We start from the raw sequence: 15,728 nt of genomic DNA on the forward strand, positions 1-15,728 counted from the left end.
TCGGGGACTCGATACGATGGAGGACGCGGCATGTCGCTGTCAGGAATGGACCGAAAACTTCCACACCCCGCGCCAACCGAGCGCGATCTCGCATCAGAAGTGGCCGCAGCTCTGCGTCGTGAATATGGCGACCTGCCGGCGACCGTGAAACAGATAGCCCGCCTGGCGAATGCTAAAGAGCGAACGGTCAAAAACTGGCTGGCCGCGAACAACGGCCCAAGCGGTGACAAACTCGTCGCACTGATGAGACACTCTGACCAAGTACTGGAGGTCGTGCTCAGAATGAGCGGCCGCCAGGACCTGCTACGGTCATCAGCCGTGGGAGACGTGTTTGCCAAGATGCAGGCCTCGCTTCGCACGATGGAAGAGCTTTTCAGCCAGAATGCGAGCTAAACCTGAGGCGATGGATGGCAAAGAGCTAGCGAATCAGCTCTTGACGATTCGGCGCAGATGATTCAAAAATGTGTCCTGAGAGGCAAAGGAGAAATTCTATAACCTCTTGTTTTTAAGCCATTTATTGGCAGCACGGGTGCGTACGGTGCATTACAAAACGCCCCTGGCGTGCGTCCTTTCTTCGCAGCGCGTTCCGCGCTGCGCTGCCTCGTGCCGGAAGGCGCGGGGCACCCCGAAGGGGGCTTATAACATCTGGCCAAGCGATATCCTTTTCCGATCAAAAATATGAGGAACCAATGCGCCCGATCCGCACCCAGTCTGGACGCCGCGACCGCTCAGGCCGCTCTGAATTGCGCCCCGCCATCGCCCGGATCGTGGCACCGTTCCGCGAAGCGGTTGCATCCTCTGAAAAACATGCCACCATCATGCGCGGCGGACAGACCTTCTCAGATCTGAAGGATGACGCATGCCCAAGATGAATGACCGCGAACGCCTCGCCGACCTTGAAGCGCGGCAAAGGAAAATCGCTGAAGATATCCTCGAAGCCCGCCGCGCTTTGCGCGGCAAATATGCCTCCATCATCTCCGACCTGGAGATCGAACGTCTGTCGGAAAAGGAGTTCCGCGACATATTGGCGCAAGCAATCCGAATCGGTGGCCCAGCCTGTATCGCAGCCCTCAAGCCGCTCTCCGTTCCCCAACGAACCGAACCGGCAAAGCGCCCGTAGGGTGCCCCTGCGACGAGCACGGCGGAGCCGCGCGCAGGAGGCCGATGCCGACAAGGCATCGCATCGCCCAGGCGACGGACCCCTTTTGGGGTCCTGAGCCCGGGCGACCTTTTCCTCACCAACAAAAAAAGGGCCGGCCCGAACACAGCCCGGACCGGCCCTAAACAATGCTCCTCAGCAGGCTGCCCTGCGTTGATCTGCAAGGCGGAAAAAATGCGCGGGCACGCCCTTTCCCCGGATGGCGCGGGCGAGTTGCGACTGGACCCCGCTCCCTTCGCAGACCAGCGCTTCGACAGGGTTCAACGCCAGCATCGCGTCGTTGCGCGCGAACCCAGCGCGGTCGCCCAGATGGCGCCATTTTGCGAGGGTGAAGGCGATCACCGGCACCTTACGGCTTGCGGCCCAGGCGGCGGCGATCGCGTCGCATCCTTTGTCCTGCGCCGTGGTCGCAAGCACCATCATCGGCACCCGCATGTGGATGCTATCGAGCCTGTCCCACAGGAGCTGGCTGTCGTCCCATGTCTTGCCGCCCGAGAAGATTACGATCGGCCCCTTGGGCGCGTGCTGATCGATCCGGCGCTGGCGGCGTGCTGCGAGGAAGTCGGTCGCCGAGACCACCGCTGCGGTGCGCTTGCTTGATATCATCGATCCCCTTGGCGCGGACCAGGGGCGTCCCGTTTCAGCAGCGAAAGTCTGGGCGGCATGGTCCCGCATGCAGGCCACCGCCTCGCGGGCTTCATCGAGGGATTGGCATATCGTCTGGGCATCCTCCAGCTGCGCCGTCAGCACTTCGCTCCCGTCCGCGTCGCGTATGAGATCACGGACCTTCCTCGCCGCCTTGTCCGCCTCGCCATCAAGCTGGTCGGTGACCTTGTGGAGGCTGTGCACGACCCCCCAGGCGAGCCGGTCCGCTATCGCTTCGAGCCTTGTGTCACGCAGCAGATCGAAGAAGGTGCGCACCACAAGTTCGGTCGCCAGTTCCGCCTCACGGGCGAGCGGAAGCCCGACATCGGTCTCGTCATCGGCATGGCTCATCCGAAACCCGTCGATCGTTTCCGTGAACGCATGTTCGAAGGTGAGGCTCGCGCTTTCCTCTGCGATAAGGTCGGCGATTTCCTCGGTGCTGCGGATGGTGGTGATCGTCGTCATGAGAACCTCCTTGAATTGAAAGAGGTCTTTTTTCGGCACGGGCTCCGAGCGTCGGGGTCAAGGATCGCGTAGCGACCGCGAAGCGGCGGTGGGGGTCACGATTTTCTTTGGCGGCCACCAAGGCCCGCCCGGAAAGCCCCAAGGTCGCCCCGCCAAGGAAAATGGTGGGGCCCCGCCGTCCTTGAGGCCGGCGCTGTCCCCGTGCCACGATTAAAAGAGTTGAGAGAGAAGAGGAGGCTTGCGAATCGGGGGCTCGATGCCCCCGATTCGCGAATGGGTGCCTCACGCGCTGCCCCCTCGCAGACCACCATCATGCCCGCGAATGATCAACGCGCTACTGGCGCGTTGGGCACAAGCCAATTAGGGCGCGGCTCTTGAAGACGGCACGAACGACGGACGACAAGATATTGTGGATGGGTGAGCAGGCAGAACGGGTCGATAGTGCGTCGCGGGTCATCCTGGCGAGTCCCCGCGTCCTGTTCAGAACCTTCCGCGACACCGAGACGCTCAAGGCCTGGCGGGTTCCCGAAGGGGTGACAGGCAGCTTCACGGCACTCCAGCCGCGCACTGGTGGCGGCTATCAGTTGAAACTCCTTTACGGGGACGAGCGCTATGGCATGTCCGCGCCGGGTATGGACCTGATCGACGCGCGCTTCGTCGAATTTCAGCCCGACGAACGCGTCGTCGAGCAGGTGCGTTTCATCGGTCGGGACGGCGGCACCGCCGGTACGATGGTGTTCGAGACCCTGATCAGCCCCGCCCCCACCGGAACCCAGGTGACGCTGCGCGCGACGTCCCTGCCCGATGCCATAGATGCAAAAGAGCATGAAGATGCGCTCGCGGCTTCGTTGCGGCGCCTGGCGATGCTTACCGAATGAAAAAGAAAAAGGCGGCCGCTCCAGATTGGAGGGCCGCCTATTCCATTTTCAGTTGACCGTCGGCGCGAGCCCCGGTGGCCAGATGAGATCCGTCGGCTTACCGGCGTGGAGCTGCGCCAGCGGCGTGACGCCCTGGACAGCACCCTCACGCCACATATCGCAGACGACATAGACGGACGTTCCGGTTACCCGATCGGTGCACTCCATCAGGGCAAGGTCGCCCCGCTCCGCGGCGCGCAAGAGCAAAGTGTAGTTGCGGATGCAAATGCCAGGGAAAGCCATGGCGACCTCACGCCGCTTGAGCGAGCGATTGCACCGCACCGGGCCGTCGCAGCGCGCCTGCCGGTATCGCCGCCTCGGTCTTGCGAAAGGCGTGGATGGGTACGCTTGCCTTGCGCAGGAGCTGATAGAGATTGGCCTGAAGCCCCGATCCCTCGCAGAGCAGCGCTTCGACCGGCTTCAACTCGACGAGCTTGCGATTGCGGTTAAAGGCAACCTTTTTGCCCACGCCATAAAGGCCATAGGCCACGAGCGGCACGCCATTGCCCGGACGCGCCGCCCAGGCAGCGGCGATCGCGTCGCCCCCCTTGCGCTGGCCTGTCGTCACCAGCGTCATATGGGGCAGACGCGCCTTGATCTGATCGAGCCGGTCCCAGATGGGCTGCCAGTTCTCCCACTGGGCGGGACCTGAAAAGATGACGATCGGCCCCTGTGGCAGGTGGCGTTCGCGCGCGACCAGTTGCCGCTCGCGCAGGAAATCCTGGACCGCGATCTGGCTGGCAATGGAAACGCTCGAGGCACGCGATCCCCTCGCCGGAGACCAGGGCCATCCCGATAATGCGCGATACATTTCGGCGGCATAATCGCGCATGCATTCAATCGCATCGCGCTGCTCGGCAAGCGATCGGCAGGCAAGCTGCGTTTCCTCAAGCTCGGTCGAATAGACCTCGCTAAGGTCCGGTCTGCGGGCGAGATCGCCCAATTCCTGCGCAATGGCATCCTCCCGCCGCTCGATCTTCCCGGCGACAAAGTGGAAAGAATTGACGATGCCCCAGGCGATTTCCGGCGCGAATGGCTCAAGCCGCGTGCCGGTGAAGAGATCGAAGACGGCAGCGACGATCCCGCCACATTCGGCCTGGGCCGCAAGCGGCTCGGGCATGTCATGTTCGCCAGGCTCGTCGCCCGGCTCGATGATCGAGAGCGGCATGGGATCGCCGAATACCGCCTGGAATTCAGGGGTGGCGACGGCTTCTGCATAGAGGGTCTTCAAGTCAGCAAAGCGATCGACGCTTGCGGTTCGCACGCGGGTCATATCCTGCCCTTTCGGAATAGAAGATTTGAAGGGGCCGGGAGCGCGAACGCCCCCGGCCAGAGGAGCGGCAAGCCGTCAGAAGGGAACCTCTTCATCGACCGTTTCGTCGGTCGCGAGCCCGCCGCTCATGCCCGCCGTGCTGTCGCCAAAACCGCCACCCTCGCCGTCGGCAGAATAACCGCTGCGATCGGGCCGCGTCGTGGGTCCGAAGTCGTCGCGACGCTGGGGCCGCCGCCATGCGACACGGAACCCATCCTGCTCCGTCCCGAACAGCGCGATCGAGAGGGGGTCGAGCAGGCTCGGATCATCGATCGACCCCTGGAGGAAGGCTTCGCCGGTGGTGCGGGTGGCGACTGCTTCCCAGAGGGCGCCGAGCTTGACCCAGCGATTGCCGACATTGAGCGCGATGATCTCGTAGACGGGCGCGCGTTCATGATTGCTCTGGACCGGACGCAGCCCCAGCCGCGGCAGGTCGATGGTGTTGGTTGCGATCCAGCCCTGGAGACGATCGTTGCGGACGTTGAACTCACCGATATTCATGAGACATTCCTTTGACGTTCATCGCTCTCGGACAATCCGAAGCGACACCCACCAAAATCCCTCTCTCCTCTCTGTCCCGACCTCCCGGCAGGCGCTGCCGCATGCGGCAAAGCGAAGGGCCGCCCCCCTTCTCCCCGCTCGCTTCCAGTCGCGATCGGCGCTATGATGAAGGCCATGGATCCCGAAACGATGCGAACCATCGCGCAGCTGGCGCGATCTCGCGCAGAGCGCGGAAGCTCCGCTGCCCGTGGCGACGGCCTGGAGCGGCTAGGCGCCGCGCGCGCCCTCCGCCAGTTGGCAGCGGACCTCGACGCCACTGCCCAAGAGTTCGAACGCCGCCCCCAGAATTTCCGCCCGCGAAGCTGACCACTATCCCAGTCGCACTATCAGCAGCGCCGCATTCTCGGCAGCCGATCGTAACCCGCAGGGCCAAGATCCGGCGCAGCCGGAGCTTGGTCGGAGCGGCGCTGCAAGCGCCGCGCAGATAGAGCGGCGGTGCCCGCGTTAGCGGGCAGCCGCCAGCCAACCTTCCTGCCAAAGACCGCCCCCTCACCTCTTGGCAAAACCGTCCATCTCTGCTGCATCTCACAAACTATGGGACAGCTCTTTCAACAAGCCGAACTGGAAGCCATCGCGGGCGCATTGGGCGATACTGTCGAGGGTCTTACCAACCCGGAGATCGGCAGGCTGATCGAAATCTAAGCCATGGTCGATTCTGGACCCAATGACGGGACGGAGCCGCATCTACGGTGAGTCTGCTTAATTGGCCACTCGAACGACGTCGCCTCGCGACCACTTAACGACGTTCCACTTTCTCGCTTCGAATGTCCGGCCCGTACAGAAGCGGCCATCCGACATTCACTCCGGCTAGTAGCAGGAACAGGTGCCAGCCTGTTACCTCTCGTTTAAGACTGCCGTAATGATGGCCTTACACGCAGAGTGATAGAAAATTGGCGGCAGCGGTCGAACGGCCAGATTTGGGTGCGCCCAAAGCGAGCCGTGCCACTGGCGAGACGTCCGCAAGCGGGCGATAAGCTGCGCCTTCGAGAGCGAGCTGCTGCATCGATTGCGGTACGAGCGACACCCCAAGGCCCGCCGCGACCAGCACCATAACTGAGACAAGCTGCGGCGCGACCTGTCCCAGGATCGGTTCGAACCCGACCTGACGGGCCGTCTCGATCACGGTGTCGTAGACCGTCGGCCCAACCGATCGCGCGGTGAGAACAAAAGGCTCCTCGCGCAAATCTGCCAGCCGGACCGCACCCGATAGCCCTTCGACAAGACGATGGCCCGCCGGCAACCCCGCGACCATCGGCTCATCGGGCATAGCGATGAGGGAGAGGCCATAGTCCGGCGCAGCGCCTGGACGCAGAAACGCGACATCGAGGCTGCCGTCGAGCAGTTCGCGCGCAAGATCACTGCTGTTGGTTTCGCGAAGGATGAGAACGACGTCCGGCCACCGCTCGCCAAAAGCACGGATCGTACCTGACACCGCCGGGTTGAGCGCCGCCGCGCCGGTAAAGCCGACCCGCAGGACGCCGGTTTCGCCGCGCGCGGCGCGCCGGGCTTCGTCAGCCGCCTCACGCGCGACGTCGGGCATCGCCTTCACGCGCGTGTAGAAAGCTTTGCCCGCATCAGTCAGCGTCGCGCCCTGCGGCAGGCGCCGAAAGAGTTCGGCGCCGATCTCATGCTCGAGATCGCGTATCTGCTGGCTGAGCGGAGGCTGGCCGATTCCGATCCGCGCCGCCGCGCGCGTAAAGTTGCCTTCCTCAGCGACAGCCAGAAAATACCGAATATGCCGTAGCTCCACTGGTATCTCCAAAAGCTATTACAGGTGGTCATGCTATATATTGGACTTCAGGTCCACGCGAGCCCATTTGGGGCGGCATGACCACGACACCTGCCCCCTTTCCGGGAATGGTTCGCGGAAGCAGCGACTATAATCGAGCCAATTTCGCCCTTTTCCTCGCCGGCTTCTCGACCTTCTCGCTGCTGTACTGCGTGCAGCCGCTGCTGCCGGAGTTCTCCGCGAGTTTCGGGATCGATGCCGCAACCAGTTCGCTTGCTCTGTCGCTGGCGACCGGAGCGCTGGCGATCGCGATCTTCGTTGCAGGCGCGGTATCGCATTCGGTGCAGCGGCGCGGCCTGATGCTGGCGTCCATGACATTGTCGGCGCTGTGCAATCTCGCTGCCGCGCTTGCACCGAACTGGCCGCTGCTGCTGGTGGCGCGCTTGCTCAGTGGCGTCGTGCTGGGCGGCGTTCCGGCGGTGGCTACGGCCTATCTTGCCGAAGAGATGCGGCCGTCGGATCTGGGAAAGGCGGTTGGCCTCTATATCGCGGGCACAGCGTTCGGTGGCATGGCCGGTCGTGTCGGCATGGGCCTCCTTACCGAAGTCGCGACCTGGCGCATGGCGATCGGCTGCATCAGTCTGCTGGGCCTTGCCTCGGCTGCCGGTTTTGCTGTGTTGCTTCCGCCGTCGCGCAATTTCGTCGCGACGCGCGGCGTGGCCCTCAGCGAGCATGTCCGCATATGGCTGGGCCATCTGCGCAACCCAATGCTTCTGCGGCTGTTCGTCATCGGCTTCCTGCTGACCAGCATCTATGTGCCGACCTTCAACTATACCGCCTTCCGTCTGGTCGCGGCGCCCTATAGCCTCGGGCCGGGTCAGCTCAGCGGCATCTTTCTCGTCACCATCTTCGGGATCACCGCATCGACCATGGCAGGCGCGGCGGTGGACAGGCATGGCCGACTGAAGCCGCTTCTGATCGGTCTGGGACTCACACTGGCCGGCATCATCGTGACGCTGGATCATAGGCTTGTCGTCATCCTGCTAGGCGTGATGGTCATCAACGCCGGCTTCTTCGCGGCGCATACTGTTGTCAGCGGCTGGGTCGGGCAGGAGGCGAAAATCGCCAAAGGGCATGCCTCGTCGCTATATTTGTTGTTCTATTATATCGGCTCCAGCCTGTCCGGCGTTGCCGGTGGATGGTTCTGGCACAATTGGGGATGGAACGGCGTGGCGGGGATGATGGCCGTTGCAGGGATCACGGCGCTGATGCTGGTGGCATCCGCTCGCATTCGCCGACCGGATGTCACAGCACGGCAAGAAAGTCTCGCATGACAACGCCGATCGTTCTGGTTCCCGGCTTCATGCTGGATGAGACGCTGTGGGACGAAGTGGTCGCGGCCTTTCCGCCCGAGCGCCCCGTGATACGGGCGAGTCTGCAAGGTCAGGCGACGATGGAGGAAGTGGTGACGCGGATCGGCGATGCCGCGCCGCCCCGTTTCGTCATCGTCGGGTTTTCCATGGGAGGCTATGTCGCCCGCGATGTCGTGCAGCGCTTTCCTGATCGTTGCGCCGGGCTGATCCTGATCGCGACGTCGCTGCGCCTCGACACGCCTGCCCAACTGGCATCCAAACAGGCCGCGCTCGGCGCTCTGGCCGGCGGTGATTATCGCGGCGTCAGCCGACAGTCTATCCGGCGCTCCCTGCATCCTGCACATGCATCCGACGGCGATCTGGTCGAACGCATCCATGCGATGAGTGTCAGGCTGGGACGCGAGACATTCGCATCCCAGTTGGTGCTGGACCGCGCTCCGGCTAATACACCCCCCGGTTGCCCGACACTGATCATCGCCGGTTCTGAAGATCCGCTTCGTTCTCTCGGAGAGGCCGGAGAGATGCAGCGCGCAATACCGGGTTCTCAGATCGAGATCGTTGAAGATACCGGGCATATGATCCCGCTCGAACAACCCGAAGCGCTCGCGCGCTGCATGACGGCCTGGCTTGCTGCTGAGGGTCTATGACCGTTCCATGGGCTTTCCCTTGCAGTATAGCCGATGCAAAGGTTGAATTTTTCGACCTGACTGGTAATGGACGGCCATGGTAATCGCGACGTCCCTGACCATTATCGTGCCGTGCGCAAGCGCGCGGGCATTGGGCGTGGTTCCTCCGATTGCTCCTCCTGACCATGTCGTATCGATGTTCGGTCGCAAGACGGCACCGCCGCCGCCGGGCATCTGAGCCTGTCCTCGACGGCAGGCTGAAGCTCGCCTGCAAGCGGAATGCTTGCGGGCGCTCAGACCTCGTTTCAGGTGATTATTCATGTTCAATCGACATGTGTCGGCGCTGGTGCCGACCACGACATTCGTGCTGCTGTGGAGCAGCGGCGCCATCATATCCGAAATCGGCCTCCGCCATGGATCAGCCTTCGCCCTGTTGATCCTGCGTTATGGCCTTGCCCTGGTCGTGCTGACGGCCGCAGCCATCTACAATCGCAAGCTGGTGCCCGAGCGCAGCAGCCGAACGCGCGTCGCCTTCATCGGCTTCTCGATCGCGGGCGTCTATTCCGTCTGTTATCTTCTCGCGATGGAGCATGGCGTGACGCCGGGCGCGCTGGCTACCATCCTTGGGATACAGCCCATTCTCACCCTGTTGGTGACCGAGCGTAAGGTAGGCCTACTACGCCTCGTTGGCCTTTTGCTCTCACTGTGTGGCCTGGCAACGGTTGTCGGCGACGGGCTGATCGCTATGCGCTTTCAGCCATTGGGTCTGATCTTCGCGCTGCTGGCGCTGCTCGGCATTACATTCGGCTCAATCGCGCAGAAGCGCGAAACACAGGCGCCCTGGGTCGTCCTGCCGATGCAATATGCCGTAGGGCTGCTGCTTGCCTGTAGTGTCGCGCCGTTCGCCGGAATGAAAGCCGAATGGGACATGCCATTCCTCCTGTCCGGCCTGTGGCTCGGCCTGGTTATCTCGGTGGGGACCACCTTCCTGCTGTACCGGCTGATCGCTCGCGGCAATCTCGTCAACGTGACCAGTCTCTTCTATCTGGTCCCCGGCGTCACCGCCGCGATGGATTGGGCCTTGCTGGGCAATCCGATGTCACCGCTGGCTATGGGTGGGCTTGCGATGATCATGCTCGGACTCGCGGTTGTGTTCCGGTCAAAATCGACGTGACTGAAGCGAGGTCCGCCATCACGCGGCGGGCCTCGCTCGATAGGTCCAGAGGTCTCGTACGATGGCCGACATACCGGCGCGCATGAGGTGCGTGCATGGTGAGATAGTGGCAATCCTAGCAAGGGTCGCAGATCAGCTTTGTGGAAAGAACGCGGACTGAAAATGCAGCCGGAGATGGCGAGAGAACGGAAAACTGAGCGTTCAGATCAGGGCTGCGCATAGCCGACTATGGCCTGGGCCACGAGCCGGTCCCCGCTTCCCTGCCAGATCCTGACGTCGATCGTTGACAGCCGGCGCCCGAGCTTGAGCAGTCTTGCATCGGCATGGATCGGCTCGAACCGGCAGGCCCGCATGAAGGAGATCGTCAGGCCATGCGTAACCGCCATGGGTTCAGGACCATGATGCGCCGCAATCACAGCATAAGCGGCAACGTCCGCGAGCGCCATGAGCGAAGGGCCGGATACAATCCCTCCGGGCCTCGCCATCGCCGGGGTTGGCTCGAGCAGCATTCGAACACGCCCCGGCACAATCTCCACCAGCGAACCTAAACTGGCACGGGCTTCTGGCGGAAAGGCTGCGTCGAGAAACGCATTGAGGCCGTCAAGGTCGAGATGGAGAATGGGCAGGTCGCTGGTCATATGCGTGGCCTTATCTGAAGGGGACGGTTTCGATTACCAGGACGAGAGCCAAGCCGATCATGATCGCACCAGATATCCGGCCTACAGCCTTCGCTCCCTCGGGGCGCGTTCGCAGGACGGCCTTGGACCCGTATCCCACCACCAGATATACGATCCCGCAATTGACGATGTGAATGCCGCCCAGGCCGACAAGCTGCGCCGGAACCGGCCAGGCTGCACGAACGTCGGCGAATTGTGGCAGAAGCGCCAGGAAGAGCAGGATAACCTTGGGATTAAAGCCGCTCACACCGAAACCTTTCACGGCCCAATGGCGCCAGCCTTTATCCGCCGCGATCGCGGCACTCTGGGGAACGGGGGGATTTGCGAGAAGTCCGATACCCAGCCAGAGCAGGTAGGCCGCACCGATAAGGGTCAGTCCGGTCAGTGCAAAGGGGATAGCCGCAATGAGGCCAGCGATACCGTCAGCGACAACCAGGGTCGCCAACAGGTGTCCTGACAGGAGCCCTCCTACGGCGGGTATCACCGCGCGATCGCGCAAGCCTGCCGAAATGGCGTAGGCCCAGTCCGCGCCGGGAGTGAGGACGAACGTCATCGATACCGCCCAGAAGGCGGCCAGCAGTGCCAGGTTCACAGCGTGGTTCCAATGTGCCTGCAGCGAAGGCAGGGGCAGCAATTAATCTGCCAGGTGGTCAGAATGGCGCACAGGTGCGCGCCGGTCACTTCCAGACGCTTTGCTCATTTGCGCGTCGTCAGACGATATTCTTCCGCCTCTGCCGGGAATTTTGCTGATCTGACGTCCTGCGCGAAGGTCTCGATCGCGTCCGAAACAGTTGATCTGAGATCGGCGTAGCGCCTGACGAATTTCGGGGTCCAGTCGAACATGCCCAGCATGTCTTCCGTCACAAGGATTTGCCCGTCGCATGCAGCGGATGCACCGATGCCGATCGTGGGGCAGGATACCGACCGTGTAATCTCCGCCGCGAGTTCCGGCGTCACGCCCTCGACCACCATTGCGACGGCACCGGCAGCGTCCGTCGCCCGTGCCTCTTCCAGCACACGCGCGCATTCTTCCTCGCTGCGCCCGCGGGCTTTAAAACCGCCGTCGAGGTGAACGGCCTGGGGCCGCAAACCAACGTGACCGATGACGGGTATTCCGCGTCCGGTGAGAAATGCGATGCTGTCAGCAACACCGCTTGCGGCTTCGACCTTGACGGCCTGAGCACCCGTTTCGCACAAAATTCGGGACGCCGTATCGAAGGCTTGTTCGCACGACCGCTCATAGGAGCCGAAGGGCAGATCAATCGCCACAAAAGCGTGCGAGCTGCCCCGGACTACGGCTTGGCCGTGCAGGATCATCATCTCCACTGTCACGCCAACGGTGGTCGGCAACCCATGCACCACCATGCCGAGGCTATCGCCGACCAGAAGCAGATCGCAATGCGGATCGAGGAGTTGTGCCATCGGCGCGGTGTATGCCGTCAGGCATACGATCTTCTCGCCGCGTTGCTTGCGCATCCGCAAGGATGAAGCAGTGACCCGCTGAGAGACTGATTGCTTCGACATCGAAAGATTCCTCATTCACGCCGGCGTTCCAGCGGATTATTCATTAGAAGCAATCTTTAGCCGAGAAATCGCGCCATGTGCTTGCGATCTTATAGCGTGATGCTCAAAAATTTGGCATAAACTCATCCATATTTCATTGAATGAAGCATATCATGCCAACCAATCTGGACACCATCGATCAGCGTATCCTCCGGACGCTCCAGCAGGATGGACGTCTTCCCAATAATGAGCTGGCAAAGCGGGTCGGCCTCTCTCCTTCGCCCTGCTTGCGTCGTGTCCGTCTGCTGGAGGAGAATGGTGTGATCGAACGCTACACGGCCGTGATCAATCCAGCGAAGGTCGGGTTAGGAATGACGGTTTTCGCCCGCCTCTGGCTTACAGGACAGGATGAAGATCAGGTCGACCGATTCATTCAGGAGGTTGGCAAGCTGAACCAGATCGTGGAATGTCATTTGATGGCCGGCGATTGCGATTTCCTGTTGCGTATCGTGGCTGAAGACCTGGAAGGGGTGCGGCGATTTCAGAGCCAGCATCTCGCACGCATCAAAGGCGTTCAGAGTATCAAGACCGACATTCCCATGCAGCGAGTCAAGGAGCAGCGAGAAATCCCCTTATCACCGGACATCCGTTCGTAAACGTCTAGAAGATCGGTGCTGGAGACGCGTCCGCGAATGGCGGGTTGCACATCGTAAGCCGACATTTCACGCATTCAACCGAAACGGCAGTTTTGTCCCATCCTTGGTCATTCGGTAGACTCGCATCCACAAAGGGACGGGTCAGCCGACAGCAGATCTTCCAAATAGCGTGTCGGTCGTCAGGACCGTCACATCTGTGGGCAAGCCCGATGATCATCGCCTTTGAACAAGTACCTGCTACCCAGGCTGAGAGAACAGGCGGCCTGCGCGTCATCACAAGACCCACGCCATCACGGAGAGCGGATTGGCGGGCGGCGTGTCCGTCACGCGGACGGGCTGCAACAAATTCCCCGTGGTGATGACATATTGCCTCTTACCCGTTGCGGACCGCAAGCGGGTCGCAAGCCGATACGCATGCTCGAAGGACGCGAGACGCGCCCGCAAAGGTGACAAGGTCTGCATCGGAGTTCCAACTTGAAAGGTTTGTCGTTAGCGGTCGGAAGCTGCACGCATTCAACGGCATGAAAATGCCGGAGCGATGAGGCGTCCATTACCAGGGAAAGGTAGGCAGGACGTCTTCGGTGGGTCCGTCGCAATCGAGCAGGACATAGTCACACCCCTGAGCGCGCCCCAGTTCCAGGATCGCTGGAATTTCCTTGGGTAGGTGGCGCGCCGCGGCTCCGCTCGTCTCGACACGCGTCGGGATGAACCAGCCATATTGGGTCGGCGCGACGGAAAGCGGCTGACGTGCCGGCGGCAGGTCCGCCCAATCGTTCAGTAGCTGACCCGTGGCGCAGCGGATATGGGCGGTGCCAAGCACCAGATACTGGCCCTTCTCCATACGTCGGTCCTTTCGATGTTCAGGGATAGCGCAGCGCCGCGGCGAACTGGCGCAGCAATTTCGTCATTTCAGCGCGCAGGCGCGCACGGTTGGAGATGATCAGCTCCGGTTCGAGCGTCTTGCCTGCGGATGACCTGTAGCCGGTGGCCGCGATCCCGGGACCAATCTCGACAATGATCCGATGGCCACGAGGACGGTTCGGCCCCGCGTAACGGGCCTTGAATTCGCCCAGTCGGCCGTAGAGACCCTGAGCAACCTTTCCCCAGCGAATATGGCCCGAAGCGCGCACCTCGCCTTGCACAAGCCCGCGGCCAAACCACAGCCGGAACTGGGACCGTCTCTGGAGCGCCGAGTTGCGTGCCCGCTCCATCGTCCGGCACAGGGGCAGAGCTGCTGCGACGGCATCGAGAGCTACAAGGCATTTGTCCTCGACCGCGACCAGCATGTCCTCGATATCGCGGCCTTGCGTCCATCGAGCGGGGTCCAGGCACGTATCATCCAGAGCGTCCGGCCAACAAAAGCCGCGCTCGCTATCCACCAGCAGGATGACGGGCCGGTCCGATTGCTCCAGTTGATCGAGATCGGCGGCGAACATGTCTGCGTGCACCATATCCATGATCAGCAGTCGCCGCGGCCAGCGAACGGGTCGCGGCGCGTCTGTCGGGACGGGCCAGCAACTGGGTAAGGGCCGGGGCGGAGTTGAATATCCTGCCCCCTGCGCTAACGGCTTGCTCGCTGCGGCGGAGAAGGCGCGCCGCGCTGTATCGAACAAATCTTCGGGGCATCCGCCACCAGTCCGGAACCCGAGGTCATAGGCTGCTGTGGCAGAAGTCCCAGCAAACGAATGTGACCTGCGTTCCCAACCCGCCGTCGCCGCATAATGTCCGTCGGCAAAGGCGACAGCCTCGTCCCATCCGAGGGCATGGACATCACGCGCCCGCAGGATGAGAGGAAAGCGCGGGTCGACACGCCCGGCCGCAAGTTGCACTTCGACGAAGGCAAAATTGGCAGCAACGCGGTTCCTCTCGGTTTCGAGCCGCATCGCCTCGTGGATGGGCCGCATGGCCGCCACGCGGACGCGAGACCGCTGCATCCGCAGATCAAGCGGCGCAGTAAAGTCGAGATCGGGATAGGTTCGCCATGCAAGAGCAATCGCAGCCGCGTGCTCAGACGACCGCCCGCGCGCGAGCCAACAGGCGGGGTCGCCCGGATCGAAGGCCTGCGCCGTCATGGCGCGGGGCGCTCGATTGCCCTCCAGGCCACGACCGCTTCGGCAAGCGGTGTCTGCTGATAATGGTCAAGGCAGAAGATCGGGAAGCGGTAATCCTGCTCCGCATCGACTTTGCCCACCGCCTGCGCCAGATCGCGAGTATATTGCTCGAGCGGGGTAACATGTTTCTCATCGACCCATGTCGCAAGATTGTCGCTTTCAGCGTTGCACAGGTCGCAGATCGTGCATTCGAATATGCTCGATATCGTCCAGTCCTGAGCATCCATGTCCCATCGGGCGGCCGCGTCCCGAACAAGCTGATCCGATCCGCAGTCCGCGCATACGGGTTTGACGCGGGCACTGGCTGGTGAAGGATCTGTATCGTCGGGATCGAGCGGGACGATGGTTACCGTGTAGGACAGATCGGGCACGCGCTCATTATGATAGGTACTTGCCTCCGCCGTTCTGGAGGCAGCGGCTTGCACCTCGCTGCTGTCATGAACATCGAGCCGCACGGTCTGCGTGGCAAATGCCTCAACGCCGCTGAAATAGTCGATCCTGACTTTGAAAGGACAATGGGAAGCATTGGTAGCCATGATAACGCTCCTTAAAAATGCAAAAAGCCCGGCTCTGGGCCGGGCTCGTTCGGGTCGTTGGATTTGAATGCGAGGGTCAGTCGCTGAGGGCGCCAGCCGTGATGTCAGCGATCCACGAGGCGGCCTCGTGAAAATCCGCATCATCATCGGTGACGAGTTTTGCCAGCGCAATCGCCCCGTCACGGCCCAGTTGGCCGAGCCGCTGAAGAACCGCGAGTGCGGCCTGTGCCAGCGTGTCGGGATCTGCCGCGCCGACTTCGGTGATGTTCATGATCATGTCCTTT

At 62.1% G+C, this 15,728-nt stretch carries 21 protein-coding genes; 9 read left to right on the forward strand and 12 right to left on the reverse strand.

From position 1 onward, the window contains the following. Positions 1–30: 30 nt before the first annotated feature. From ACNHGR_RS04915 to ACNHGR_RS04925, 3 genes are all read left to right on the forward strand, one after another. Positions 31–393, forward strand: a complete 363-nt coding sequence (locus ACNHGR_RS04915; RefSeq protein ID WP_475284359.1) for a hypothetical protein — start codon at positions 31–33, stop codon at positions 391–393. 296 nt (positions 394–689) lie between these two features. Then, a complete protein-coding gene (locus ACNHGR_RS04920) occupies positions 690–872 on the forward strand; it encodes a hypothetical protein (protein WP_475284360.1) in 183 nt (60 codons plus the stop codon). Further along, positions 860–1,120, forward strand: coding sequence for a hypothetical protein (locus tag ACNHGR_RS04925; RefSeq protein ID WP_475284361.1), 261 nt, complete (start codon positions 860–862; stop codon positions 1,118–1,120). Before ACNHGR_RS04920 ends, ACNHGR_RS04925 begins: the two co-directional genes overlap by 13 nt. Positions 1,121–1,294: 174 nt before the next feature. Here the strand turns inward: ACNHGR_RS04925 and ACNHGR_RS04930 are convergent, their stop codons facing one another. Further along, complete coding sequence (locus tag ACNHGR_RS04930; RefSeq protein ID WP_475284362.1) at positions 1,295–2,269, reverse strand: DUF2493 domain-containing protein; 975 nt, start codon at positions 2,267–2,269, stop codon at positions 1,295–1,297. 374 nt (positions 2,270–2,643) lie between these two features. Here ACNHGR_RS04930 and ACNHGR_RS04935 point away from each other — a divergent pair, with 374 nt between their 5' ends. After that, entirely contained in the window at positions 2,644–3,147 is a 504-nt protein-coding gene (locus ACNHGR_RS04935) for an SRPBCC domain-containing protein (protein WP_475284363.1), read from the forward strand. Between the two features lie 48 nt (positions 3,148–3,195). On the opposite strand, the gene ACNHGR_RS04940 is transcribed toward ACNHGR_RS04935, so the two are convergent. The 3 genes from ACNHGR_RS04940 to ACNHGR_RS04950 all read right to left on the reverse strand — a co-directional run bounded on the left by ACNHGR_RS04940 (position 3,196) and on the right by ACNHGR_RS04950 (position 4,999). Further along, positions 3,196–3,429, reverse strand: coding sequence for a DUF6117 family protein (locus tag ACNHGR_RS04940; protein WP_475284364.1), 234 nt, complete (start codon positions 3,427–3,429; stop codon positions 3,196–3,198). A 7-nt stretch (positions 3,430–3,436) separates the two neighbouring features. Next, positions 3,437–4,459: a DUF2493 domain-containing protein gene (locus ACNHGR_RS04945; protein ID WP_475284365.1), complete on the reverse strand. Its 1,023-nt coding sequence runs from the start codon at positions 4,457–4,459 to the stop codon at positions 3,437–3,439. A 75-nt stretch (positions 4,460–4,534) separates the two neighbouring features. Beyond that, positions 4,535–4,999, reverse strand: a complete 465-nt coding sequence (locus ACNHGR_RS04950; protein WP_475284366.1) for a DUF736 domain-containing protein — start codon at positions 4,997–4,999, stop codon at positions 4,535–4,537. Between the two features lie 189 nt (positions 5,000–5,188). On the opposite strand from ACNHGR_RS04950, the gene ACNHGR_RS04955 reads away from it, so the two are divergent. Beyond that, entirely contained in the window at positions 5,189–5,365 is a 177-nt protein-coding gene (locus tag ACNHGR_RS04955) for a hypothetical protein (protein WP_475284367.1), read from the forward strand. A gap of 562 nt (positions 5,366–5,927) precedes the next feature. Here the strand turns inward: ACNHGR_RS04955 and ACNHGR_RS04960 are convergent. Further along, positions 5,928–6,809 (reverse strand): LysR family transcriptional regulator, encoded by an 882-nt coding sequence (locus ACNHGR_RS04960; RefSeq protein ID WP_475284368.1) that lies wholly within the window; start codon positions 6,807–6,809, stop codon positions 5,928–5,930. A gap of 77 nt (positions 6,810–6,886) precedes the next feature. On the opposite strand from ACNHGR_RS04960, the gene ACNHGR_RS04965 reads away from it, so the two are divergent. The 3 genes from ACNHGR_RS04965 to ACNHGR_RS04975 all read left to right on the forward strand — a co-directional run bounded on the left by ACNHGR_RS04965 (position 6,887) and on the right by ACNHGR_RS04975 (position 9,961). Next, on the forward strand, positions 6,887–8,122 hold the full coding sequence (locus ACNHGR_RS04965) for an MFS transporter (RefSeq protein WP_475284369.1): 1,236 nt from the start codon (positions 6,887–6,889) through the stop codon (positions 8,120–8,122). Then, a complete protein-coding gene (locus ACNHGR_RS04970) occupies positions 8,119–8,808 on the forward strand; it encodes an alpha/beta fold hydrolase (RefSeq protein WP_475284370.1) in 690 nt (229 codons plus the stop codon). The genes ACNHGR_RS04965 and ACNHGR_RS04970 overlap by 4 nt, the downstream gene beginning before the upstream one ends. Before the next feature lie 313 nt (positions 8,809–9,121). Beyond that, positions 9,122–9,961 carry a DMT family transporter gene (locus ACNHGR_RS04975; RefSeq protein ID WP_475284371.1) on the forward strand — a complete coding sequence of 280 codons (840 nt, stop codon included), beginning with the start codon at positions 9,122–9,124 and terminating at the stop codon, positions 9,959–9,961. A 206-nt stretch (positions 9,962–10,167) separates the two neighbouring features. On the opposite strand, the gene ACNHGR_RS04980 is transcribed toward ACNHGR_RS04975, so the two are convergent. From ACNHGR_RS04980 to panB, 3 genes are all read right to left on the reverse strand, one after another. Next, a complete protein-coding gene (locus ACNHGR_RS04980) occupies positions 10,168–10,599 on the reverse strand; it encodes a PaaI family thioesterase (protein WP_475284372.1) in 432 nt (143 codons plus the stop codon). 10 nt (positions 10,600–10,609) lie between these two features. Continuing rightward, positions 10,610–11,230: a LysE family translocator gene (locus ACNHGR_RS04985; RefSeq protein WP_475284373.1), complete on the reverse strand. Its 621-nt coding sequence runs from the start codon at positions 11,228–11,230 to the stop codon at positions 10,610–10,612. Positions 11,231–11,334: 104 nt separating this feature from the next. Beyond that, positions 11,335–12,162: a 3-methyl-2-oxobutanoate hydroxymethyltransferase gene (gene panB / locus ACNHGR_RS04990; RefSeq protein ID WP_475284374.1), complete on the reverse strand. Its 828-nt coding sequence runs from the start codon at positions 12,160–12,162 to the stop codon at positions 11,335–11,337. 152 nt (positions 12,163–12,314) lie between these two features. Here panB and ACNHGR_RS04995 point away from each other — a divergent pair, with 152 nt between their 5' ends. Beyond that, positions 12,315–12,797, forward strand: coding sequence for an Lrp/AsnC family transcriptional regulator (locus ACNHGR_RS04995; protein WP_475284375.1), 483 nt, complete (start codon positions 12,315–12,317; stop codon positions 12,795–12,797). A gap of 550 nt (positions 12,798–13,347) precedes the next feature. Here the strand turns inward: ACNHGR_RS04995 and ACNHGR_RS05000 are convergent. The 4 genes from ACNHGR_RS05000 to ACNHGR_RS05015 form a co-directional block, all read right to left on the reverse strand. After that, positions 13,348–13,638: a DUF5983 family protein gene (locus ACNHGR_RS05000; RefSeq protein WP_475284376.1), complete on the reverse strand. Its 291-nt coding sequence runs from the start codon at positions 13,636–13,638 to the stop codon at positions 13,348–13,350. A 19-nt stretch (positions 13,639–13,657) separates the two neighbouring features. After that, the gene (locus ACNHGR_RS05005; RefSeq protein ID WP_475284377.1) at positions 13,658–14,869 is read right to left on the reverse strand and encodes a hypothetical protein; all 1,212 of its coding nucleotides are present in this window, start codon (positions 14,867–14,869) and stop codon (positions 13,658–13,660) included. Next, complete coding sequence (locus tag ACNHGR_RS05010) at positions 14,866–15,444, reverse strand: hypothetical protein (protein WP_475284378.1); 579 nt, start codon at positions 15,442–15,444, stop codon at positions 14,866–14,868. The genes ACNHGR_RS05005 and ACNHGR_RS05010 overlap by 4 nt, the downstream gene beginning before the upstream one ends. Before the next feature lie 76 nt (positions 15,445–15,520). Next, on the reverse strand, positions 15,521–15,715 hold the full coding sequence (locus tag ACNHGR_RS05015; protein WP_475284379.1) for a hypothetical protein: 195 nt from the start codon (positions 15,713–15,715) through the stop codon (positions 15,521–15,523). Between the last annotated feature and the right edge of the window lie 13 nt (positions 15,716–15,728).

Source organism: Sphingobium sp. RS1, assembly GCF_056156825.1.